This window comes from Anabaena cylindrica UHCC 0172, assembly GCF_034931625.1.
In the GTDB taxonomy this organism is placed as follows: domain Bacteria; phylum Cyanobacteriota; class Cyanobacteriia; order Cyanobacteriales; family Nostocaceae; genus Anabaena; species Anabaena cylindrica_A.
Genome location: NZ_JAYGGY010000095.1, coordinates 20,116 through 43,591, shown reverse-complemented (window position 1 = coordinate 43,591; position 23,476 = coordinate 20,116). Strand labels below are relative to the sequence as shown.

22 protein-coding genes are annotated in these 23,476 nt (G+C 36.0%); 2 read left to right on the top strand and 20 right to left on the bottom strand.

Features of this window, described 5'->3' with window-relative positions; translation table 11 throughout:
• Positions 1–109 precede the first annotated feature (109 nt).
• The 19 genes from VB713_RS21335 to glyA all read right to left on the bottom strand — a co-directional run bounded on the left by VB713_RS21335 (position 110) and on the right by glyA (position 21,344).
• Entirely contained in the window at positions 110–1,039 is a 930-nt protein-coding gene (locus VB713_RS21335; protein ID WP_323313512.1) for a glycosyltransferase family 2 protein, read from the bottom strand.
• An 87-nt stretch (positions 1,040–1,126) separates the two neighbouring features.
• Positions 1,127–2,002 (bottom strand): sulfotransferase family 2 domain-containing protein, encoded by an 876-nt coding sequence (locus tag VB713_RS21330; protein ID WP_323313511.1) that lies wholly within the window; start codon positions 2,000–2,002, stop codon positions 1,127–1,129.
• A gap of 69 nt (positions 2,003–2,071) precedes the next feature.
• Positions 2,072–2,884, bottom strand: coding sequence for a sulfotransferase (locus VB713_RS21325; protein ID WP_323313510.1), 813 nt, complete (start codon positions 2,882–2,884; stop codon positions 2,072–2,074).
• Between the two features lie 13 nt (positions 2,885–2,897).
• Positions 2,898–3,851 carry a glycosyltransferase family 2 protein gene (locus VB713_RS21320; protein ID WP_323313509.1) on the bottom strand — a complete coding sequence of 318 codons (954 nt, stop codon included), beginning with the start codon at positions 3,849–3,851 and terminating at the stop codon, positions 2,898–2,900.
• Between the two features lie 469 nt (positions 3,852–4,320).
• The gene (locus VB713_RS21315; RefSeq protein WP_323313508.1) at positions 4,321–5,217 is read right to left on the bottom strand and encodes a GDP-mannose 4,6-dehydratase; all 897 of its coding nucleotides are present in this window, start codon (positions 5,215–5,217) and stop codon (positions 4,321–4,323) included.
• Between the two features lie 18 nt (positions 5,218–5,235).
• Positions 5,236–6,534, bottom strand: a complete 1,299-nt coding sequence (locus VB713_RS21310) for a class I SAM-dependent methyltransferase (RefSeq protein ID WP_323313507.1) — start codon at positions 6,532–6,534, stop codon at positions 5,236–5,238.
• A 15-nt stretch (positions 6,535–6,549) separates the two neighbouring features.
• On the bottom strand, positions 6,550–7,647 hold the full coding sequence (locus tag VB713_RS21305; RefSeq protein WP_323313506.1) for a glycosyltransferase family 4 protein: 1,098 nt from the start codon (positions 7,645–7,647) through the stop codon (positions 6,550–6,552).
• Positions 7,644–8,537 (bottom strand): hypothetical protein, encoded by an 894-nt coding sequence (locus VB713_RS21300; protein ID WP_323313505.1) that lies wholly within the window; start codon positions 8,535–8,537, stop codon positions 7,644–7,646. The genes VB713_RS21305 and VB713_RS21300 overlap by 4 nt, the downstream gene beginning before the upstream one ends.
• Positions 8,538–8,691: 154 nt before the next feature.
• On the bottom strand, positions 8,692–9,519 hold the full coding sequence (locus VB713_RS21295; RefSeq protein WP_323313504.1) for a hypothetical protein: 828 nt from the start codon (positions 9,517–9,519) through the stop codon (positions 8,692–8,694).
• A 105-nt stretch (positions 9,520–9,624) separates the two neighbouring features.
• Positions 9,625–10,716 carry a glycosyltransferase gene (locus tag VB713_RS21290; protein WP_323313503.1) on the bottom strand — a complete coding sequence of 364 codons (1,092 nt, stop codon included), beginning with the start codon at positions 10,714–10,716 and terminating at the stop codon, positions 9,625–9,627.
• 413 nt (positions 10,717–11,129) lie between these two features.
• On the bottom strand, positions 11,130–11,939 hold the full coding sequence (locus VB713_RS21285) for an FkbM family methyltransferase (protein ID WP_323313502.1): 810 nt from the start codon (positions 11,937–11,939) through the stop codon (positions 11,130–11,132).
• A gap of 18 nt (positions 11,940–11,957) precedes the next feature.
• On the bottom strand, positions 11,958–13,253 hold the full coding sequence (locus tag VB713_RS21280; RefSeq protein WP_323313501.1) for a polysaccharide ABC transporter ATP-binding protein: 1,296 nt from the start codon (positions 13,251–13,253) through the stop codon (positions 11,958–11,960).
• A gap of 84 nt (positions 13,254–13,337) precedes the next feature.
• Complete coding sequence (cysC, locus tag VB713_RS21275; RefSeq protein WP_323313500.1) at positions 13,338–13,892, bottom strand: adenylyl-sulfate kinase; 555 nt, start codon at positions 13,890–13,892, stop codon at positions 13,338–13,340.
• A 201-nt stretch (positions 13,893–14,093) separates the two neighbouring features.
• Entirely contained in the window at positions 14,094–14,930 is an 837-nt protein-coding gene (locus VB713_RS21270) for an ABC transporter permease (protein ID WP_323313499.1), read from the bottom strand.
• Positions 14,931–14,984: 54 nt separating this feature from the next.
• Positions 14,985–15,410: a hypothetical protein gene (locus tag VB713_RS21265; protein ID WP_323313498.1), complete on the bottom strand. Its 426-nt coding sequence runs from the start codon at positions 15,408–15,410 to the stop codon at positions 14,985–14,987.
• 191 nt (positions 15,411–15,601) lie between these two features.
• A complete protein-coding gene (locus tag VB713_RS21260) occupies positions 15,602–17,029 on the bottom strand; it encodes a glycosyltransferase family 4 protein (protein WP_323313497.1) in 1,428 nt (475 codons plus the stop codon).
• A 545-nt stretch (positions 17,030–17,574) separates the two neighbouring features.
• Entirely contained in the window at positions 17,575–18,825 is a 1,251-nt protein-coding gene (locus VB713_RS21255) for a competence/damage-inducible protein A (protein ID WP_323313496.1), read from the bottom strand.
• 40 nt (positions 18,826–18,865) lie between these two features.
• The gene (locus VB713_RS21250; RefSeq protein ID WP_323313495.1) at positions 18,866–19,912 is read right to left on the bottom strand and encodes an MraY family glycosyltransferase; all 1,047 of its coding nucleotides are present in this window, start codon (positions 19,910–19,912) and stop codon (positions 18,866–18,868) included.
• Between the two features lie 148 nt (positions 19,913–20,060).
• Entirely contained in the window at positions 20,061–21,344 is a 1,284-nt protein-coding gene (glyA, locus tag VB713_RS21245) for a serine hydroxymethyltransferase (protein ID WP_323313494.1), read from the bottom strand.
• A 324-nt stretch (positions 21,345–21,668) separates the two neighbouring features.
• Between glyA and VB713_RS21240 the strand changes: the two genes are divergently transcribed.
• Both VB713_RS21240 and VB713_RS21235 read left to right on the top strand, forming a co-directional pair.
• A complete protein-coding gene (locus VB713_RS21240) occupies positions 21,669–21,866 on the top strand; it encodes a hypothetical protein (RefSeq protein ID WP_323313493.1) in 198 nt (65 codons plus the stop codon).
• A gap of 82 nt (positions 21,867–21,948) precedes the next feature.
• Complete coding sequence (locus VB713_RS21235) at positions 21,949–22,425, top strand: Tic20 family protein (protein WP_323313492.1); 477 nt, start codon at positions 21,949–21,951, stop codon at positions 22,423–22,425.
• A 90-nt stretch (positions 22,426–22,515) separates the two neighbouring features.
• Here VB713_RS21235 and VB713_RS21230 read toward each other — a convergent pair whose 3' ends face one another.
• Positions 22,516–23,289: a fumarylacetoacetate hydrolase family protein gene (locus VB713_RS21230; protein ID WP_323313491.1), complete on the bottom strand. Its 774-nt coding sequence runs from the start codon at positions 23,287–23,289 to the stop codon at positions 22,516–22,518.
• Positions 23,290–23,476: the final 187 nt, after the last annotated feature.

Genomic DNA, 23,476 nt, shown 5'->3' with positions numbered 1-23,476 from the left:
ATTAATTAATATTATAAATAATTTGTTCAAAAAATTCGTTCAAAAAGCTTGATTTATCAATAAAAAGCATTACAGTATATGCGTTAATAATAGTATTTTTTTATAAAAATTAGGCTGATAATATTTTGCTGATTGCCCGCATCTTTCCTGTCAATACCTTTGGTAAATCAATCCAACCCTGCAATTTTGTTAGTGAAGCTATAAGTCCAAATAATTGCAGTACAGCTAACTTTATATAATACTGCCATTGCTTCCGAGCAAGGATTTGAGTCATCACATAATGACGGTTCACTAAATCCATTTCTGCTAAAACACCCGGGTCATTTTTATGATCACCAGATTGACTATCATGAAAAATGCGAGATGTACGAGCATTGACTAACTTCCAAAGCTTACCAACCGTCAAGGATAAGGTAACATCTTCCATCAGAGAATAGCCTGTAAAAATCTCTGGAAATAAGGGGTGTGGTAATGCTTCGCGACGATAAAGGACACAAGTTGTATTTAACCATTCTACGGCAACTATTTCTGGTAAATCCTCCCGATCTTCTGGTAAGAGATTCATCGCAGGCCCAATACATTTACCTGCATAACTACTTTCATAATGACCGTGTAGGAATTGAAAAAGCGATCTGCTAATAAGTCCAGGAGGTAAATATTTTTGATTGGTAATCATTGAATTAACTCCCCCAATGTGCGGATCACTTTGTAAAGCAGTCCACAATCTAGCTACACATTCCGGTTCAAATAAAATATCATCATCTAGTAGCCAAATAGTGTTTTGAGTTGCATAATCCATCGCTTGATTGCGTTGAGTAGCAGCACCTAATTTTATTGCTCGATAATAGTGAATTTTGGCGATTAATCCTGGAATAAAACTTGTACAAATTTTTTTGGTGCTATCATCATCTGAACCATCCACGACAATTATTTCTATAGGTTGTGCCGACTGTTGAGCTAGACTTGCAAGCGTCCTTCTTAAAGGCTCTGAACGATTTCGTGTCGGAATTAAAGCACTAACAGGCAGTTCTATTTTCATCTATCATGTATATAGTATTGAACCATTATTAATTTTGCATGAATTATGGAATTAGTTTTGTTATAAACCACCTAAATTATAACCATGCTAAAATTTCTTTAATTGTTTCAACATAAAATGTCTAGCTAAATTGTAGGTACGTCCAAAAGGTTGATACAACTGATTTATTAGTTTTTGCCTTTCTAAATTTTGATAAAAATCTTTTTTTGATTCGGCGATTTGGTGTTCAAATTGTTGTTGAGCATAGTCATACAATGCCAAATCTAAAGAATTTTTCTCCTTAATTATATCTATGATATTGTTATCAATATTATTTTGAATATGTTGATTTTGAGGAGTTATATTTTGTTGTATGTAAAGCGGAATTCGCCAATTAAATGCCTGTTTTAGGAAAAAGAGAGTTTCATCAAATCGCTCAACTAATCCGACTACAGAAAATTGCTTTTCCAAATTTTGCTTAACTGTTGTTAGTATTTCTTCATCACTATATGCAGGAACATTGCTAAGACCAAATAACATTTTTGTTTGGAGGTTATTATTACTCAAGTCACTGAGTATATAATCCTTAAGACTCATCCCTTTAACTTTTTCATGATTAGGTAAACTGGAACTACGACAAAGATAGTTATAGTGAGAAATTGTTCGACTCACTGGATTTCTGAGAAGAGTAAAATACTTAGCTGAACAAGATAAAAACTCATGTAAACCAAAAGCAAAATGTCCACGAATTAGTTTTAATTTACTACGTTGATATTGTTCTAATTCAGCCAATTTATAGCGATTTTCAATCCCGTCAAATCGAAAAGTACAATCGTTTCGGTATTGCTGGTTTATAATTCCATTAATTGTTGTACCTCCAGCCTTGGGAATATGGAGAAATATTATTATTTGTTCATCATGACTACGTTGTCCTAGATCGATAATTTCTGAGTTACTTAAGGAGAAAGAAGCAGGTGTTTCCATTATTTTCAGTAGCCTATAATTTTCATAATTAATCTGACAATTGTGTTAGGTCAAGCCAATCCCAAGGATTTATAAATACCAATCTGAGAATTTCAACCCAGTCAATGCTCGTAATTGTGCAATATCCTCAGATAATACTGATTTAAGATACATTAAAACCTGCTCATCAAGAACTGGGTATTGAATTTTTTCTTCAAAGAAAGAAAGAAAAAGATTACAAAAACGTAGTCCAAATGGTAACTTAGAAATGGTATGACCTAAGTTTGTTAATCTTCGCTTTTCTGAAGAAAGATGATAATTTTGTAAAAATGCTGGATGTTCAAAGGAGGAGTCAACACCCAAAAAATCAAATACTTTTTGGAGTGTTTTATTACGATTTTTTTCTAACTCTTCCAGAGTTAAAATAAGAACTTGATCAAGTTTGTAAATAGATAAAAAATCTTTTAATTGCCAGTAATATCTACTACTATTAATATAGTTGTTGTTGTTATCTTGCAAAGCATCAATAAGTGAACGCATTTCTTGACGATCTACAAATTGATGAAAATAGTGAGATAAAATCCGTTTAATTGGATCTCGAAGAATATAAATTAGTTTAGCATCTGGTAGCACAGAAGCCATGCGTTGCGGAACATCAGCAAAAATATGACTTTTTGTATAGTTAGGGGAGGATTCACCAAATATTTTAGCTTCTTTATTCATGGGAAATTGATTACTATACCAATCTAAACCTTGATTCCAGTTTTTTTCGAGAATAAAGAAATCCAATTCCTTTAAACTTGACATTTGAATCTCTGGATGCAAATTAAGATAGTTATGTAAACTGCTTGTGCCACTTTTCATGGCACCAATAATAATTAAATTCGGTAAAATGTTATTCATACTTCTGATTGGTTTATTTATTTAACGTAAGTAATTGTCTTTTGAATTTTGCCGTGATCTCAGCAGCTTCAAATCCTAAAGAATGATATATTATTTGATAAAATAAAGGTGCTGTAGAAATTGGTGGTTTAAAACCATGCTCTAAATCATATATTTTTCTGATGATACTTTTAGCCCAACTCGCATTAAACAACCAAATCATCCTAGCACAATCAAACCTTGATTTATTGATAGCATAAAGACGTTCATTGTTGAGTTCATTAATTAACTTCAGATGTGATTCTAGTTTGTCTATAATTTCCAAACGATGTTGATAGGTTAATGCTTTATCTTTTTTGCAAACTGTTGATTCACTCCATTGTCTATAAACTGAACCAGAGTCATGACAATACTCAAATCTTTTCCCGGCTTTCAGAAGTCGTAAATATAATTCATGTTCTTGACAGCAAGGTTGATCAGCTTTCCAACCTCCTACATCTAAAAGAGCCTGTTTTTTCCAAAGCGGACTTCCTGTTTGTGGTAAGTACCAAAGAGCTAATAAAATCCAGGGATCATGAGGTTCAGTAATAGACAAAATTTCTTGTTTCACATTTTCTGCTTGCCAATACTCAAATATACTAGGACTGTAGATTATATCAGCACTATAAGTCTGAGCTAGAAAATTGATTTGGTTTTCAATTTTGGTAGGTAGTAAATAATCATCTGCATCTAAGTATTGTAACCAATTACCTGTACTTATTTCTAGTAAACGATTCCGTGCAACATTACCACCACGATTTTTACCTGTTTCGCAACGAATAGAATCACCAAAACTTTTAATTACTTCTAAACTTCCATCTGTAGAACCATCATCGACAACAATGACTTCTTTGTTAGGGTAGGTTTGATTTAAGGCACTTTCGATAGATTTTGCAATCCATTGTTCTGAGTTATAGCAGGGTATAAGAATGCTGACTTTTGGATTCATACTTAAGTTTATAAAAAGGAAATTTTGACCTATCTTTTTTTGCTATCAATAGTCTACATTCTTTACACCGTCTCATTTTCAACCTTGTTTTTCGCCCCGTGTCAGAATTACAACGTCATTAATTCTTACTATAGCGATAGTAGATGAGATGTAGTTTTACAAAAATGGAAATATTATAGGACTTACGCATTGACAGGATAGACCAGATATGAGGTATGGGTTTCGGGGATTTAAATGTGATTTTTTGCTTAGTTTTGAGCGATCGCTATGTATCGAAACTTAATCGCCAAAAGCATGAAACCACAGAATTTCGTTCATACACTATAGTAGAAAATTTGTACAGTGTATTAGTCCTATATTATATTGTATCTTCCTCAAAAAATCTTGCGTGTAAGTATAACAACAGATTATACTGTTTTCAGTAAATTAAACCACATTCAATATACCAAACTTGGAGCAATAAATGCCTTTATATCTTGCCCAACATCATAATTTCAGCAAGCATATCAAAACTAATTTTTGGCCGCCATGAAAGTGACATAATAGTTTTGGGATCTGAAACTAATCGTGAATAGTCAGAACTCAAACTTGGATCAAACTTAACAAAAGGATTCCAATCTTTACCAATTAACCTGAAGCATAAATCTAACCAATCACGGATTGAATAAGCAAGCCCAGAGCCAATTGCAGCTTCATATACAACATCTTGATTAACTAAGGTTAAGATTGCCTCGCTTACATCTTTAGCAAATAACCACTCCTTTTGAATATCAATATTGCCCAAATCTATGATTCTTTCCTCACCTGCTCCAATCGCTTTAGCTGCTTGAACAATTTTCTGACTCACATAGTAAGGCTTACGAAGAGAGCTTTCATGATGAAACAAGTAACCAACGTAAGCTTTCAATCCAATCGAGCGAAAATATCGAGCGGCATATACAGACTGAATACGTGCCATACTGTAAGCAGTATTACACCTAAAATTTGCTGTCTCTGATATGGGGATATTTTCATTCTCAAATTGAAGTCCACTACCTGCAATGAATACTCTACAATCATTATTCAACTTATATGCTGCTTCTAAAATGGCTACTGAACCACCAGAAATCGTTAAATAATTTTCAATCAAGTGGTCATGTATTGTGCTGGAATTTGCTGCAAGGTGGAAAATATAATTTGGACAATATGCACTAATGAGTTCTGAAGTCTTCAAACTGTCACGCACATCACATTTCACCCAATTCTCAGTTATTCCTTGGGAACGAGAAACTGAAATAAAATCAATACCATCCTTCGCTAAAAGTTGAGAAAGATAATAACCATCCTGACCAGAAGCTCCAAAAATTATCACCTTCATACCAATCATCTAAATAATATTTATTATCTAATTAATGGGTATTTGAGAGTCTGATCCTACTATCTCAATATTTGGCAAAGGAAAGATAAATTTAACTCCTTTTTCCAGGATTTTTTTCTCACGAGTCATAAATTCGGACTTGAAGTGCCACGGCAACACAAGATAGAAGTCTGGATTCATTGCTCTAGACTCTTCTTCACTTATGATTGGAATTTCTGTACCTAGCGTATATGCCCCATACTTATCAGGATTTCTTTCCGCTGCATAATCAATAATCCGATTGTCTATTCCACACCACTGTAAAATTGTGTTACCTTTGGTCGAAGCCCCGTAAATATGTATCTTTTTGTTTTCCTTCTTTAATCTTTTTAATAATGAAATAAGATTATTTTTATGGACATTAATCCTGTCTTGAAAATCTTTGTATGGTCTGTCAGTATCAAGCCCCATCTCAAACTCTTTCATTCTAAGTTGTCTTATATTCTTGCTGTAAGTTTCAGATTTATAGTCAAAATTGTTATTGTGTGTAGCGTAACATCTGATGCTCCCCCCATTAATATCATTGAGTACTACATTGAATATTTTCATATCAGCAGTTCTGAGAATGTATTCAATTACTGAAAGACTATAATACTCTAAGTGTTCATGGCAAATCGTATCATAGGAATTCATTTCTAACATACTAGGCATATATGACATCTCAAATACCCATATTCCATGAGGAGCAAGAATTTTTTTAACTTCTTGCACGAATTTGACTGGGTCTTCCAGATCATAAAACATAGCAATCGAGGTTATAGCATCACATTTTTTTCCTCCAAGTCTAGATGCTAATTCGGCAGAGGGAAAAATATCTTGGACAATACAAATATTTTCTTCTAGTTTATCTTTCTGTATGTGTGTTGCAACATCAGAAGGATCAACACCATATTTATAGAAAGAATCAGGATACGACCTTAACAAGGTACCATCGTTACAACCAATATCAAGAACTGTACGGTCTTGAGTATTAGGTAGAATGCAGGATATTTCTTCAGCAATTTCTTTTAAATGATTCAACATAGTATTGTTCGTACCAGAGCGATACCAGTACACTGAATACAATATTTCTGGAGGCACACTATGTTCCATTTGCAATAACCCACAAGCCTTTTCATCCTTTGTTGGGTTGCATCTAACTAATGATGTAGGAATTTTACGTAAAGGAGGATCGTCTCTATCAGACTTTATAAACGAACCTTGTAAATATTGCTCTCCCAAATTAATTACAGGTGTGAGTGATGAAGATCCACAGACTCTACAAGTCTTTCTATGAATTAAGTGCATACTAGTACCTTCCTTTTAGCTTAAAATGGTAGATAAATATAATGCTTTTGTGCTTCTAGCGGTTTGAAGCCACGACAGTTTAGCACAACTTTTATCAATTTGCAAACTTAGATCAACCAAGTCCACTGTTGCAGATCGATTTAGAGAATTCATAAGTCCATCAGGATCAGTATGATCATACAGTAGTGATGATGCTGTTTCTCCAAGTAACTCCTGAATGGCTCCTATTTTAGGAGCTATTACAGGTACTGAAAATGACATAGCTAGAATCAGACTACTTGGAGATGTTATTTGAGTAAAGGGCAAGACAACAACATCAGCAGCACTATAGTAATATGCGATAAGATGATCCGGAATAAACTCAGGAATGAAAATTATGCTTGTTGTTAGATCAATATCTTTTTTTAGTTTCTCGGCATAGTCGTCATTTAAAGGTTTTCCAACAATAATAAGAATACTATCCTTAGCACTTTTTTCCCATTGCCTCCAAGCAGTAATAAGTTGCTCTGTACCCTTATAGGGTCTTAAATTCCCTTGGTGGAGAAATACCCGTTTTAATTTGTCAATTTGTAGATAATTACGTGACACATCTTTGCTGATTTTAGAATCATAGATTTCTTGAAAATTTCCATAGCCAATGATTGAAAAATTTTCCTCTGACATCTTTAAATCGGCAGCAATTTCCCCAAGGTAAGACTTATTATGGATAATCATCCTGTGAACTATTCTTGATAGTGCTTGTCTCACCCATACTTCAATTTTGATAAACTTTGATTCATGAGACACTCTATTATGAATTGTCCAAATAATTTTAACTCCCAATATTCTTGCAATTAGTATATCGAGTAAAAACTTTAATGAATAAACACTAAATACAAAAAGATTTTCCCCCTTCAGATAAGGGTTGATCCAATGTATGTGCAGAATATTTATTTTTATGGTTTGACTTAATATTGAGCGAGAAATTGGCAGTATGCGTCTATATCCTTTGGGAAAATGAACCATCACTTGTTCATCTTCCAATGCTCGCTTTAAAAGAGTCTGATAAGGATTATCCTTTGAATAATCCGGCATCATTAATACATGAATTTCAGTAGGTTCATTAGACATCATTTTATTAACCCGCTCTGTTTTACCAACTGTCTAATTCCTTCTAAGTACATTAAGTGACGAATTTTTCCTACATAGTGTCTACTAGGACATTCTTTTATCCCCCTATCTAAACGAACATCATATTCTAGTGGTAATAGCTCCACACCAAATCTTGAGCTACATAATGCAAAGAGAGTTTGCTCAATTCGCCAGAAGTGACCGATAATATTGGGCAAAGCCAGGAACTCTTCCATCCAATCCAGATTGAGAGAGTCTTTGTGAATAAGCCCCAACCCGGAATTAAAACGTTCAATGGGAGTAAAACCACAATGTTTTTCTACAACCACTGAATCAACTGTGTAGGCACTAGCAACATCTCTATTAACCGTATTCAGAGTATAGGCAGGGTCTTCAATCCTTTGGAGCAAAACACTGGGTTCTTGAAAGAAAAGCACATCGCTGTCGAGCAACAACATGCGATCGCTCTCTAAATATAAAGCAAAGTCAAATACTTTCGGTGACAAGTGATTTGTCTTGCGAAATTCTAAACAGCGTGGATAAGATGACAGCAATGATAAAACCTTTTCATCAGCTTGTTTTCTGTCAATAATCCGTGCGTCTGGAAAATGATATTGTAAAGTAGCGATATTTTCTTGATTTAGAGTTCCATCATCATGAATACATAAAGAATATTGACGTTTAGAAAAATGATAAAAAGATTTTAACGTCCAAACTAAATTTAGCCAGTCATTTGCAGAAGTCAGTACGTGAATTTCACAATCTTTACTAGTCGTATCTTTGATAGGTAAAGAACTGAGAATTTTATTTCTAACCACATCACGATAATAAGCAGTTCTCAGCCCATGCTGATAATTTTGTCTGAGTTTGAGGATTAAAGAACCAAGAGACATAATTAGTTAATGTTTTGTATTTTTTAAAGTTTTTGTTAAATTTTAAAATAAAGAATCTTTGTCAAACATATAGATTAGGATCTACACAAAAAATTGTCTAATGGAGTTCAAAAATAGATTCCGGTATTTTAAATTACTGAGAAATTTGAGTTAATTAAATTAAATTATCTAAAACCCATGAATAGAGATCATTTTCATTAACTAATCTTGTTTTTATATCTGCTTCTATAAGTTTATCCTGAAAAAGTAATTTAAGTAACCTAGCTTCATTTTGATAGGATTTATCATCAATTTTATTTATATGTTCAACCTTAAATTCCTGTTGCAGATGAGAAGATAGTTTATTAGTAAATAGATTCATGTGTTTAACTACACCCACAACATCAAAACACTTTAAGGTGGATTTAGCTTCTTGATAACTGCCGTTGCCAAACATATTGGCATAAAGACTTAGTTGAAAACGACCTTCTTTGGAATCATAAAATTTAAGAAGTTCCTCTCGTTGATGAATAATAAACTTTTCCTCTCCCTGATTCTCCAAATTTGGGGCAGTTTCATATTTCAACATCCAAAGCCGAACTTTACGATAGATGTAATTGCTTTGAAGACGAGAGTATGGTTCTCGCAGAAGGGTAATACAAAAGAATGGATTGAGGCTTTTGAGATATTTAAGAGCATTCTCATTTATAGGAAAATGTCCACTTAAGTAAGTTGAACCTTGTTGAGCAGCGTAAAGTAATAAAAGAGTTGCAGATTCTCCAAAATCCGCAATACTACCTTGACCTGTAAGGGCTATATTAGCGCGACGCAACATTTCAAAATCAGGTCGAGTCCCTCGAATACGAAAATTATCACGAAAAGCTTTATCAATTGATGTACCTGCACATTTAGGTACGTGAGTAAAAAGAATTGGCACAGGAAGAGTTGGCTTTAGATACTCTACTTGTTTTCTGTAAAAAGTCTGAATAGTGCGTTGAATCATATTGCATGAACGTGATTAAATTAAAATCATAATTAGGTCTGACTGAATCAAACGATAAACATATTTTTTATGTTTAAATTTGGATTGATATAGCTTTGAAATAATTTATGAATTTAATCGGTTGAACCAGTTTTTGAATCTTGCTTGGAAGGATGAGACTAGCAATATTTTGGGATATTGTGCAATTAATGTGAGAGTTTTAACCCAACGTATTAATTTTTCTTCGCTATTGCTAACAGACTTTTCAATCATATGTAAAAATTTGACTTGATATAACCATTTCCCCTGAAGAATTAGCCGCTTCTTAAAAGAAATATTTAAATTTTTATCCCAAAGAATAGGACGTACTAAATCTAGTAACTCATGAGCTACTTTTTGACTTTGATTAGACTTTTGATCAGCAGTCAATCGAAAGCAAGATAATTCAGAATCAATTCTTTTAACAATACCACCTGCTTGGATTATTCTACACCAATAATCATAATCCATTACAAAGTAAAGCTCTTCTTTGAAAAGACCAATTTTTTCTGTAATACGTCTTGTCCAAAACACTTCTGGCTGAACAAATTGACGTTTTTTCCACCATATGTCCCATAAATCTAAAATTTCTTCTAACTTTTGGATATTGCCAAATTGCTCACCAATTTTTTCACCTTCTTGATTTATATAACGACACATTCCATGCAACAAGTCAGTGTCAGGAAAGTGGTGAAAATGTTCAGCTACCTTAAATAGTGTTCCTGGTAAATAATAGTCATCACTGTTGAGATAAGCGATGATATCACCTGTTGCTTTAGCAAGCCCTTTATTAATGGCATGAGTTTGACCATTATCTGGCTCTGATACCCAATAAGATATTGCGTTTTCATATCTTTTAATAATCTCTACAGTATTATCTGTACTACCTCCATCAATAATTATATATTCTATATTTGGGTAGCCTTGCAGTAATACTGAACGAATAGTTTCTTCAATAAAATGTCCTTGATTGTAGCTGGGCGTAATAATACTAATACGAGGAAGCTGTGAACTATTATGAGACGCTTCTAATAATGAAGTTTTTTGTTTTTCTACCGAATTCATTAATTTTCTTTCCTCTCTCAACAAACTAATAAGAAACTTCCAAATAAAAAATATCCCAAAAAATTTTGTGGTGCAGTCATCTTGTTTAGTAAATAATACAAGGATGGGCATCATGCCCATCCAATAAGATTGGATTATCTTTATTTGTGGACTTCTCTAAATTCAGGTCATAATTTCATAATTCTTTATAACCCTTACTTCTAGTTATTTAAAAGTGGTGAAATTCGGAACGAAGATAACGAAGATTTGGTAATCTAAACCTTTCAAAATCCAAAATTTCAAAATCCAAAATTTTAATAGAAGTATACAAAATTGTAGCAATATCGCGTTGTTTCATTGCTACAATCTTTAAAAGACTAATTTTGCCCCCATACTTGGAACAAAATCCGAAAACTCTATTGATGGATCTTATTATCTTTCAGACCTAATAGTTGGCAATTGGGTGAAGTATTGCTTGCCTTGCAAAAGTTTTTTTATAATCAATTACCAATCACCATAAAAACAACGCAAGAACAATAAAATTTGAACTACTCATCAGGAACTAGTAAAAAACTTTCACTTTTCAACATATGCAGTTTTAAACTTGTGGAATTTGTAATGGGGATAAAATCACTGATACTAAATACTTGATAACCTATTTCGTGAGCAAAATCAAGTAAATTTTCGCTTTCATAACCATAAGCTTGCAAATTTTTTAGCGTCCATTCTATTAAAATATAGGGTTTGTTATTTTGAAGACACTTAGTAGAACCTTTTAGAGTTTGTAATTCAGCGCCTTCAACATCAATTTTGATAATGGATACTAAAGGAGAACCTATAGCTTCCCACTCGCTATCTAAGGTTGTAACAGGAACAGTAATTTTTTTAGTAAGACCTGCTCTTTTTGTATCTAGGAAACCATCAAATGCACCTAATTCAGGTGATGCAATAGCAAAATCTAGCTCGCCAATAAAATCTCCAGCTGCTTTGCCTATAACTTGCCATCTATCTTGAAATTGACTATTTTCTCTTGTAAGAGTTAGAGAAGGGAGAGTATTTGGAGAAGGTTCCCACGACAAGACTTTTGCTGTTCGACACCGATTAAGTATAGGTATAGCCATTAAACCTATATTAGCTCCTACATCAAAATAGAACGTATTGGGTTTAATTAATTTAAGAATTAATTCTGTATTTTTAATTTCATATATGCCTTGTTGACAGGCAAGTTCAAAGATTTTTGATCCTTGAGGGAAAAAAACTTTTGTTCCAAAGTAAGGAAATGAACCTGCAAAACCAGGACAATTTCCATATAACCATTTTTTGATTTTTTTCCGTAAAACTTTATAGTAATTTTTCATTGTTAACCTAATTTCTAACTAACTGACTAATTCAATGCTATTCCAATTAAAAATTGGAGCAATAATTCCTTTACGGCTATTGCCATTAATAGAATTCCATAAAGGAGATACTCCGTGATCAAGAACTACTTCAAATTGTGCTACTGGTTCAGTTGAATTGATTATCCAGTAGAGATTATGCATTCCTATCCTTGGATATATGTAGTATGTACCTCCATTTAGTAACCCAGATGGAATAGTACATCTCCAATGATTCAATCCTAATTTAATTCTTGGTACTATATGTGGTGAAACGTCGCTTTGATAACTTCTAAAAACTGTTATTCCTTCTTGAGTTAGTAAATCAAATCCAATACATAGTGCTGGATGAGTTGTTTTGGCGATGAATTTTATATCTATATAAAGATTATCATGGCTAGAATAAATGCCCTTTGCATCAGCATTATCACTGCAAACTAGAATAGCTAAGAGTTGAATTTCGCTATTTCCAAGAGCATCTTCTTCATTCCATTCGGCTGAACTACTAATTTTACTGGTGGCACTAAGATAGTGTGCAACCATAGCATGAGAATTGCCTATACCTATAAATTTACCTTCTTTAAGGTAAATTCCTATAGTACAAAGAGATTGAATAGCTTGCATATTGTGACTTACAAACAATACTGTTCTTCCCTCCTTTTCAGCTACATCCTCCATTTTACCTAAACATTTTTTCTGAAACTGAGCATCTCCTACAGCTAGAACTTCATCTACAATTAAAATGTCTGGTTCTAAATGTGCAGCTACGGCAAAGGCAAGCCTTACATACATTCCTGATGAATAACGCTTGACTGGTGTATCTAAAAATTTCTCTACTTCTGAAAAGTCCACAATTTCATCAAACTTGCGTTTAATTTCTGACTTACTCATTCCCAAAATTGCACCATTCAGAAATATATTTTCTCTCCCAGTTAATTCACCATGAAAACCAGTCCCAACCTCCAATAAACTAGCAACTCTTCCTTTAATTTTAATGCACCCCTTGGTTGGTTCTGTAATTCTACTTAAAATCTTCAATAGGGTTGATTTTCCCGCACCATTACGGCCAATAATCCCAACCCTATCCCCCTGCTTAATTTCAAAAGATATATCCTTCAAAGCCCAAAATTCTTCAAAGGCAGGATTTTCAGTTTTAGCGTTGGGATTGATTAAACTACTAAGAGATTTAATTTGATTAGCTATTACATCCCGCAGTGCAGTATACCGTTCCTGTTTTTGGTGTCCAATAATATATTTCTTACTGAGATTTTCAATGCTAATAACTGTGTCTGACATAGGTACAAATTTTGTGAAGATAAACATTAACTATAAGCAAAGTTAATGCTTCTCCTATTATTACAAATAATTTAAATGAGAAAATTATAAACAAGCAGAAGAAGTAGAGATATTACTACATAAGATGTAGAATTTCTCTATTACTTTGGCCACGCTTTGTCCAATATCTTCTTGTTCTGTCAAACACTCAACTTCTGGGTTTAAAGGTGGTTCATAGGGGTCATCAATACCTGTAAAAAACTTTATTTCCCCTTGACGCGCTCGTTTATACAAACCTTTAACATCACGATCTTCACAAATTTTCAAGGATGCATTGACATAGACTTCAATAAAGTTATTGCCAATTTTCTGGCGTACCTCTTGCCGCACATCACGATATGGTGAAATAGCAGAAATCAATACGACTACACCATTTCTAGTTAATAAATCCGCAACAAAACCAATTCGTCTAATATTTTCGTCTCGATCTGCTCTGCTAAATCCTAAATCTTTGGTGAGATTTTGTCGAACTATATCACCATCTAAAACTTCCACTTTGATTCCACGATTTCTTAATTGCTTTGCAACTTCACTACTAATAGTGGTTTTGCCAGCACCACTCAATCCTGTAAACCAAATTGTTGCTCCAATATCTTTCATTTTTAACTCCTTGGTATATCAAAGTTTATATTTGCAACTTTTCTGCGGGTTTAACTTCAATTGTTAGTTAGTTTTGGATGCAGAAATGCTGAATGGCGTAACAAAGCTTTATATGGTGAAATATAAGTGCCATTTTTATCATAGTTTGTATGTTTCTGATTCCCAATATAGGAATAATATTATTTCTGAAAGTGAGTTTATCTAAATCACATCTGCAAATTTCCTTTCCATCTTGCGAAAATACCAAATCCCACTAAACAATAGTGAAAATACGAGGAGCAAAGACAGAATAAAACCTGGTAAATATAAATTTGATTCACCACCTAAAATTGCCCAACGAAAACCATCAATTACTCCTACCATTGGGTTTAATGAGTATATAAACCGCCACTGTTCAGGAACAAGGCTGCTACTGAATCCTACTGGTGATATATACAGACCAAACTGCACAATAAAAGGTACTATATAACGGAAATCCCGATATTGAACATTTAAGGAAGCAAACCATAATCCTGCTCCCATTGAAGCAGCAAAGGCTATACTAATGAATAACGGTAGGGTCAAAATCCTCCAACTGGGTACAAAGTTGTACCATGCCATTAATGCTAATAAAATCATTCCCGAAATCATGAAGTCTACAAAGCTCACTACTACAGCACTTGTAGGTACTACTAATCTGGGAAAATAGACTTTGGAAATTAGGTTAGAATTGGTAGTCAGACTGGTGCTGCATTCTGAGAGTGAATTGGCAAAAAACTGCCAAGGTAACATTGCAGAAAAAACAAGGATGGGATAAGGCACACCCTGAGATGGCAATTTTGCTAATCGCCCAAACACGACGGTAAACACCACCATTGTTAAAAAAGGACGAATTAAAGCCCAAGCGATACCAATACTTGTTTGCTTGTACCGAACTAAAATATCTCGCCATGCAAGGAAATAAAATAATTCCCGATAGCGCCAGAGGTCTTTCCAGTATTGTCCTTCGCTTCTTCCGGCTTCAATTATTAATTCTGGCTGGGAAGTGGTGTCTTTCATATCATAAATTTATTTACGCATATCTCAATCTACAGGTGCAAATGCACACAGTTTTTAGCTGATCAACCAAAAATCTTTTATATTGTTGCCACCAACGATGTGGGAATTCCTGAATGTAAATTCTCCTACTGAAGGATTTCTATGGGGATTAATTACTCCTGTTGCTTGTTGCCAAAGTTCTGCTGGTGCTACTGATAATTTATATACAGATTCACATTTATGGACGTGATACCATTTATTCTCTTGGCAATGCTCACACCAAAAAGCTTCTAACCACTCTCCTTCTAAAGTAACTGTGGTTTTGGCTGCTACTAACATCAGAGCTTCTTTTCGTCTCATTCCTCTCTGCTGGAGTTGTCCTGCGTGTTCAGCAAATAAGCCGTACTTTTGACTGACGCTATCCATGTAACAGCCATGTACTGGACAATAGATAGCTCTACGTTTAGAACGATTCCGATTTCGGTTACACCTTCTCTGCACTTCGGCCTCCTACATCAATTTGATACAAATAGATTACAAGAAGGTTGCGTTGGCAGGACTGAGATCAAAAAGACCATCAAAGCCCAACTCCTAATTTTCAAGTTTAGTTATTCAGTTTTTCAATTCAAGTTTTGTAAACCCGTTGGATATGTTAGCAGGTTTGTGATCATTGGTATAGTGCAACCAAGATCCTACAAATGGGACTTTTGCAGAACTCTAAGATATTGTTCAGCTATGATTTGCGGGGTAAAATTTGACTGCAAATACTGGCGAGAGGCTTTGCCCATAAGTTCTGCTAATTTGCGATCGCTATTCAGTAGGCGAATAAATTCAGCTAGAGCAACACTATCTCCGTTTTCCACACTTATTCCACACTTGCCATCAGCGATTAGCTGTCTTAAATAAGAATACTTTGAACAAATCACTGCTACTGGTCTTCCGGTGGCTAAGGCTGGGTAAAGCTTACTGGGAGCCACAAGATTTTCCATACCAGCTTCTACACTCACTAGAGAGAGATCACAAGCTGTCAAGGAATAAGGAAGCACTTGCTTATCTTGGTAAGGGAGAAATATAAAATTGTTTAATCCTAATTTATTCACCGCCTCAATACAACGCTCTCTTTTTGCTCCACTGCCAATGCAAACAAATTGAATAGGTTCATTCTTTAGTTGCTTGGCAGTTTCTAATATAGTTTCTATATCGTGACACCTGCCCATATTACCAGAATAGAGGACAGTGAATTTCTTAACTAAATCATGTTTTTTAGCAAACCAATTATTTTCTTTGCTAATTGGCACAATCAAGTTAGGGTCTCCCCAACTGTGAATTACCGATACCTTATCGGCTATCTCTGGACAGATGGTGACTATTCTCTTTTTCATATCAGGACTAAGTACTACTAGTCCTTTAGACCTCCGCCAAATCATTTTGTTCAATTCTCGCCACAACCCTGCCAACCAATGATTTTTTGATACTACTCCTAGTGCGATCGCAATATCTGGATAAAGATCATAGATTAAGCAAACGTAAGAGACTCGAAAACATAAATGCGCTAGATATGCTGCTATTGGCAAAAAAGGAGGAGCAGAAGTCACCAAAAATACATTATGCCGACGGAAATTTCTGATAATATGTAGAAAAGCACGCAATGTAAATAGGACACCATTTACGGCTTTGCCACGAATCCGTCCCGACCAAGCTTGTGTTGAACGCGATCGCTGAATACGAATACCACCTAATTGTTCAACAGCAGGTGCATTCGCTGTTGAAAAAGCATACGCTGGTTGCCCTGTAAATACCTCAATATTTACTCCTTGTTTCTCTAAATGTTTTACCAGTTCTTCAATTAACTGTCCTGTAGCAGCATAGTCTGGTGGGAAAAATTCTGTGAGTATAGATACTTTTAATAAGCTATCATACAAGTTATCATCCGCTTGGAAAGTATCTGCTAAGTCTATGGAAGATAGTGCTGGTGTGGTAAAACTTGTCTTTTTATAAAATGGCTTACTCTCCGTACTTGATTGATTCGATATATTTAGTACGTCTGTATTTTTTTTTAAATCCTGATTCTGAAATGTTGTTGGATTAGAAGTGGTTGACTTTTTCGGCCAGAATGCCATGAGTATAGTTCCCTGTAGAAAAGTTTGAGGCTTACAGGCAAGATCCACAGCGATTATCTGGGAAATATTTTTTCTTAATCGCTAGTTGTTCTTGATTGATTTGGTAGTAACTGTAACTGTTATCGAATGATCATACTTTAAAAGACAACAGAGTTAATACCTGTTCCGGAAAAAAAATTGGCTATTAAAAAACTCAGCAAAATCACTGTCTTAAATTAAAGGGCAAATTTTTAAACCCACTGGAGTAGGATAGCGTAAAAACGGTTATTTGGAGCATTTATTTTAGTAGGCAAGATAAAAAAACATGATCAAAAAATATCCTGTGTAATTGAAATAACATAGCAAACAACTTCATTAAATTTTCATAGATTTGTTATCCATATATATTAGAACTAATACTTTTGGAAAAAGTTCCCGTGTGATTTTTGTAGAGTATCGGATGTTAATGCGAAATAACCCGTAATTTTCTGGCTACTTGTCAGTACAAATAGATAAAGTAAACCTTTAAACAAATAGCATTGACATAAATCACAATTAATTCAAAACTAACGCATTAATAAACTGCGCCGCAAATTATCTAAAGCCGCACATACACTCATGTGACGAATAAAATCTCGATTCCGTATCGTCCCAAACTTACACTCATAACTTTTTACCTCATCTCCTGGTCCGGCTAATCCAATATATACTAACCCTACTGGTTTTGTATCAGTTCCTCCAGTGGGACCGGCAATCCCTGTCACACTTAATCCCCAAGTAGTTCCCAAACGAGTTTTCACACCAAAAGCCATTTGTTCGGCTACAGCAGCACTCACAGCCCCGAATCGCTCTAAATCTTCTGGGTTAACCCCTAACAAGCCGATTTTTACCGAATTGTCATAAGAAATTATTCCGCCCCAAAAATAATTAGAACTGCCAGAAATCTCTGTCAACATTTGCCCCAGTCCCCCACCTGTACAAGATTCGGCAACTGAAAGCGTTTCTCCTGATAACTGCAACAACTTACCAACAACAGAAGCTAAAGTTTCATCATCAGCACCGTAATAATCTAAACCAGCAATTTCCCTCAGTTGTTTTTCAATTGGTGCAATTAAAGCCTCTGCTGCTGTTGCATTAGATGCTTTAGCAGAAATTCGCAGCCTGACTTCTCCTTTGCCAGCGTAGGGTGCTACTGTCGGGTTAGGTAAATTCAGATAAGCAGACACTTTTTCTGCCAAAGCAGATTCACCAATACCCCAAAATTTTAAACTCCGACTGCAAATAATTTCCTTGCCCCAACCTTGACTTTTGAGAAAAGGTATTGCTGTTTCTGACCACATTCGGTGCATTTCACTAGGAACACCAGGAAAAGTAAAAATTGTTAACCCAGGACGGGGTTGCCAAATAATACCCGGTGCTGTTCCTGTAGGATTGGGTAAAATTTCAGCCCCTTGGGGAATTAAGGCTTGTTTGCGGTTACTGGGAGACATGACCCGACCGCGTTGGGAAAATTTCTGAGTGATGTCTTCAATAATATCGGCATTTTCTACCAAAGGAACGCCAAAAAAATCAGCTATAGTTTCACAGGTGAGGTCATCTGGTGTGGGGCCCAGCCCGCCGGTGAAAATGAGAATTTGCACTCTGGAAGCAGCAATTTCTAGAACTTGCTTCAGTCTTTCTGGGTTATCCCCCACTACAGTTTGATAGTAATGGGGAATGCCTAGCTGTGCTAACTGCTGGGCTAAAAATTGAGCATTGCTATTGAGGATATCTCCTAGCAGCAATTCAGTACCAACACAAATAATTTCTGCACTCATGAAATTTTAGATTTTAGATTTTAGATTGCATCCGGAATCCTTAAGATTGTCGAGAAAGTTTCCAAACTCGCCAAATAGCATAACTCAATAAAGAGGTAGATGCACAGGCATAAGTCATCCCACTAGGAATACCAACAATAGCTAAAGCTAAACTACCCACCCATAGAGTTAAAGAATAAATGAACAAAACTGTTAATCTGTGGGATAAACCAGCATTTAATAGACGGTGATGTAAATGGCGTTTATCTGCTAAAAAAGGTGATTTACCGTGTCGTAGTCGCGCTAAAATCACTGCTGACATATCAACGATTGGAACTGCCAAAATCAAATAAGGCAATAATACAGCGGTGAACACGGGAATTTTTACTAACCCAATGACACCAACAGCCGCTATGGTGAATCCCATAAAATAAGATCCACCATCACCCATAAATATTTGTGCTGGGTTGAAGTTATAACGAAGAAATCCCAATGCTGCACCAGCTAAAGCTGCGGCTATTAAGGCTGCTGCTGGTTGGTGCATAAATAGAGATACTAACAGCATGACTACGGCAGCAATTCCTGTGACACCAGCAGCTAGTCCATCTAAACCATCAATCCAGTTAATTGCATTTACCATTCCTACTAGCCAAATGACTGTAATTGGGAAACTCAGCCAATCTAGATTAACTATGCCGATTGTGGGAATGGTAATAAAATCTATACTGACACCAACTTTCCATGCAGCGGCAGCGACTATTATTTGTATTAACAGGCGTACTGAAGGGGATAGGTTGAATAAATCGTCTGCTAAACCGATGAGAAAAAAGCCTAGACCGCCTAAAGTGACACCCCAAATTTGCCATTCTTTTTCCGGTGGTAGATTTGCAAATCCGCCTAACCACCAGACAATTAATAGGGAGATAATAGTACCTGCGAAGATAGAAACTCCTCCCAGACGTACCATAGGATGTTGATGAACTTTTCGACTATCCGGTTTATCTAAGCGTCCACTTTTTATGCCAATATTTTTGACATCTGGTGTAGTCCAGAGAACGACTACTGCGGCGATTAGAAAGGCAATCAGATGATAAATCTGAGCAGGCATCAGTATTTTTTAAGAAGTGGTTGGGATGACCAAAATTATGTGAGGGATTTGTCCGCAATTTTTACGCAACATTTCTGGCTTGGGGGATTGATTAAATATGAGATTTTAGATTTGAGTTGGTTATCCCAAATCTAAAATCTACAATCCCTTAGGCTAAAACTGGTAAGGGAATTTCTAGGTGAGGATATAAGGGGAAGCGATCGCACAATGCTGCTACTCGTCGCAAACAATCTGCGGCTACTGTCTCCGAATCTGGGGAAAGTAAGCGATCGCTAATAATATTCCCAATTTCCGTAAATTCTGCCACACCTAGGCCCCTTGTTGTCATTGCTGGCGAACCCAATCTCAAACCACTAGTAACAAAAGGTGATTCTGGATCAAATGGGACTGTATTCTTATTAGCTGTAATATTTACACCACTAACAAGCTGATCGCCTTTTTTACCTGTCATGCCAATAGAACGTAAATCTACTAGCATTAAATGATTATCTGTGCCATTTGAAACTAATTTAAATCCCCGTTTTTGCAATTGGGTAGCTAAAGCACGAGCATTTTCAATCACTTGAGCAGAATAAGTAGCAAATTCGGGCTTCAGTGCTTCACCAAAAGCTACAGCCTTACCAGCAATTACGTGTTCTAGAGGGCCACCTTGAGTACCAGGGAACACTGATTTATCCAACTTTTTACCAAGTTCGGCATTGCGGGTTAAAATCAAGCCACCTCTTGGTCCGCGTAAAGTTTTATGCGTTGTTGTTGTCACTACATCACAATAGGGCAGCGGGTTAGGATGATGACCTGTAGCGACTAAACCAGCGATGTGAGCAATATCTGCTAATAAATAAGCACCAACTTCATCAGCAATGCTGCGGAACTTTTCAAAATCAATAATCCGGGGATAAGCTGAATAACCACAAATCAGCAGTTTAGGACGTTCTTTCAAAGCCAACTCGCGGATTTGGTCATAGTCAAGTTGTTCTGTTTCTGGACTGACACCATAGTGACGCACTTGGAACCACTTACCCGATACATTCACAGGTGAACCGTGGGTGAGGTGTCCCCCGTGAGACAAATCCATCCCCATAATTCTGTCTCCTGGTTCTAAGAGGGTCAGAAACACTGCAAAATTAGCCTGTGCGCCAGAATGGGGTTGGACGTTCGCATGAGCAGCCCCAAATAACTGTTTGGCGCGGTCGATTGCTATTTGCTCGATTTTGTCAACAAACTCACAACCGCCATAGTAGCGTTTACCTGGTAATCCTTCAGCGTATTTATTGGTCAGTACAGAACCTTGAGCCGCCAATACAGCCGCAGAAGTAAAGTTTTCACTCGCAATTAACTCTAAGTGATCACGTTGACGCTGTAATTCTTGGTTAATTAACTCGCTAATGGCAGGATCGGCAGATTTAAGTAAGTCTGAGCTAGTCTTATTCACGTTTACTATCCTTTGAAAAATTGGTAAAATCTGAGCTTTTGTTTTCAGTACAGCACGATATTAATAGTGTTATGGCTGTTAATTTAATATGATTTGAGTATTGACTTCTTTATTATTCAATGTCCAGAAAATAAATGCTTTCGCATATTAGCTTTGGTATTTTGCCTGTAATTCACTAACCATGAAAATATATGTATTATTTTTTACTCGTGAAAATAAATATCTAAAACATATAACATACAATGAATTCAGGTGCAGTTACCAAAAATTTGCTATTTTCTGCATTTATGCCTTGATGCTAAAAGGAGCGATGGAGGTATTTGGATGTTAGTCATTTTAACGGATGATCAAATCTTTACCCCTGAACAGGTTTGCCAATCTTGTTTGCTTGCTAATAGTAGCGGACAACCACGCTGGGGTGGGGGTAAACTTGGCTGTGGTCAAGCAATTCGCGCATTTACTGAGCAGCAGCCTGATCAGTATGAGTGCGTGATGGGCTTCCGCATTGCCCATATAAAATAATCTAATTTTCTAGCAATATCAAGCAACTGCGTTATCCTAAGCTCAAATAGCTATTAAAATTTCAGCCACAGGAGAACGCAATATGTCCTTGCGCGGGTCTACAACGGTTCCCGACCGAATTTTCGCTTCTTTACCTTATTTGCTACCTTTGATTGAGGTATTTGCCTTTGGGCAGTTTTTGCTGAATGATTTTCCATTCTTAGAAATCATCTTTTTACCTCTACTGCCGTTGTTAAGGATTTACTATGGTGTCCGCTATGCTGGGCTGATTATTTTCTTTGCTTTATGGCTGTTGGTAGTGAGAAATGACAAAATTAGCCATTTTATTCGTTTCAACACTATGCAAGCAATCATTTTGGATATTGTTATATTTTTATGCAGCATCTTGACTGATATTGTGAAATTAGTTCCTGGTAGTGGATTTGCCATGCAAACACTGTATACAACTATTTTTATGGGAATAGTTGCTACAGTTGTTTATTCCGTTGTCCAGTCTCTGATGGGTCGCTATGCAGAAATACCAGCAATTTCTGATGCTGTTTATATGCAAGTGCGCTAGGTGTAATAGCAGTTTGGTTTTTTTGCTCAACAGTTTTGACAATAAGCGATCGCTCACAATTTAAAAAATAGTATCTATTCCCATCTGGTGCTAACGGGCTATAACGGTATTTTCAAGGCGACCAATACCTTCAATTTCTATCCGGATGCGATCGCCTAAATTTAATGGTCCTACCCCAAAGGGTGTGCCTGTTAGCACTATATCCCCAGGTAAAAGTGTCATCACTTGACTAATGTAAGACACCAAAAAATCCGGGGAAAACACCATTTGATCAATACAAGCTGATTGAACTGGGTGGGGATTATCGTTTAAAAAGGTCTGTAATCTGGCTCCAGGATTTAATTCTCGGACAATCCAAGGTCCTAAGGGGCAGAATGTATCAAACCCTTTGGCTCTTGTCCATTGGGCATCTTTTTTTTGTAAATCCCTAGCTGTGACATCATTGGCAATGGTATAACCCCAAATTTTGCTTTGGGCTTGTTCTGGGGTACAGTCACAAGTGCGATCGCCTATCACTAATGCCAATTCGCCTTCGTAGTCTACCCGCTGTGACTGTGGAGGATACTTAATTTTTCTTTCCGAAGCGATTACAGATGTAGACGGTTTAAAAAAAATCAGCGGTTCAGTAGGTACGGGAGTTCCCATTTCTGCTGCATGATCCGCATAATTCTTACCGACAGCTACAATTTTAGAAGGAGAACAAGGAGCCAAAATTTCGTATTTGTCTGATTCCAAAATTAAATCAGTGGGTTGTCCATCTAACCAAGGTGGAGCATCCAGAACCTCTACATTGAGGGATAGTTGCAGCAACCCATAGTAAATTTGTCCTTCTTGACTTTTAACTCGCACATAGCGTTGCGCCATAACCTTGATTAATATCCTTAAAGATCCAAATTTCGGCAGATTTGGCTAATGATTTATAGCAGTCAGCAGCCAGTTGGTGAGAACGCTTGTATTATCAGGAGTCGATAATTTGGGCTTTTCCTCACTACCCTGGCAACTGCTATAAATTGAAAACTGGTAAGATTATAGGATAAATGCTGAAAATGCC

Excerpts from the sequence above, each read along its gene's own strand:
- VB713_RS21300 (WP_323313505.1), bottom strand. The coding sequence starts at position 8,537 with ATGTCTCTTGGTTCTTTAATCCTCAAACTCAGACAAAATTATCAGCAT.
- VB713_RS21320 (WP_323313509.1), bottom strand. The coding sequence starts at position 3,851 with ATGAATCCAAAAGTCAGCATTCTTATACCCTGCTATAACTCAGAACAA.
- VB713_RS21230 (WP_323313491.1), bottom strand. The coding sequence starts at position 23,289 with ATGGCGCAACGCTATGTGCGAGTTAAAAGTCAAGAAGGACAAATTTAC.
- VB713_RS21280 (WP_323313501.1), bottom strand. The coding sequence starts at position 13,253 with ATGTCAGACACAGTTATTAGCATTGAAAATCTCAGTAAGAAATATATT.
- cysC (WP_323313500.1), bottom strand. The coding sequence starts at position 13,892 with ATGAAAGATATTGGAGCAACAATTTGGTTTACAGGATTGAGTGGTGCT.
- VB713_RS21240 (WP_323313493.1), top strand. The coding sequence starts at position 21,669 with ATGTTAGTCATTTTAACGGATGATCAAATCTTTACCCCTGAACAGGTT.
- VB713_RS21295 (WP_323313504.1), bottom strand. The coding sequence starts at position 9,519 with ATGATTCAACGCACTATTCAGACTTTTTACAGAAAACAAGTAGAGTAT.
- VB713_RS21325 (WP_323313510.1), bottom strand. The coding sequence starts at position 2,884 with ATGAATAACATTTTACCGAATTTAATTATTATTGGTGCCATGAAAAGT.
- VB713_RS21335 (WP_323313512.1), bottom strand. The coding sequence starts at position 1,039 with ATGAAAATAGAACTGCCTGTTAGTGCTTTAATTCCGACACGAAATCGT.
- VB713_RS21270 (WP_323313499.1), bottom strand. The coding sequence starts at position 14,930 with ATGAAAGACACCACTTCCCAGCCAGAATTAATAATTGAAGCCGGAAGA.
- VB713_RS21290 (WP_323313503.1), bottom strand. The coding sequence starts at position 10,716 with ATGATGCCCATCCTTGTATTATTTACTAAACAAGATGACTGCACCACA.
- VB713_RS21235 (WP_323313492.1), top strand. The coding sequence starts at position 21,949 with ATGTCCTTGCGCGGGTCTACAACGGTTCCCGACCGAATTTTCGCTTCT.
- VB713_RS21330 (WP_323313511.1), bottom strand. The coding sequence starts at position 2,002 with ATGGAAACACCTGCTTCTTTCTCCTTAAGTAACTCAGAAATTATCGAT.
- VB713_RS21255 (WP_323313496.1), bottom strand. The coding sequence starts at position 18,825 with ATGAGTGCAGAAATTATTTGTGTTGGTACTGAATTGCTGCTAGGAGAT.
- VB713_RS21250 (WP_323313495.1), bottom strand. The coding sequence starts at position 19,912 with ATGCCTGCTCAGATTTATCATCTGATTGCCTTTCTAATCGCCGCAGTA.
- VB713_RS21315 (WP_323313508.1), bottom strand. The coding sequence starts at position 5,217 with ATGATTGGTATGAAGGTGATAATTTTTGGAGCTTCTGGTCAGGATGGT.
- VB713_RS21285 (WP_323313502.1), bottom strand. The coding sequence starts at position 11,939 with ATGAAAAATTACTATAAAGTTTTACGGAAAAAAATCAAAAAATGGTTA.
- VB713_RS21260 (WP_323313497.1), bottom strand. The coding sequence starts at position 17,029 with ATGGCATTCTGGCCGAAAAAGTCAACCACTTCTAATCCAACAACATTT.
- VB713_RS21310 (WP_323313507.1), bottom strand. The coding sequence starts at position 6,534 with ATGCACTTAATTCATAGAAAGACTTGTAGAGTCTGTGGATCTTCATCA.
- VB713_RS21305 (WP_323313506.1), bottom strand. The coding sequence starts at position 7,647 with ATGATGTCTAATGAACCTACTGAAATTCATGTATTAATGATGCCGGAT.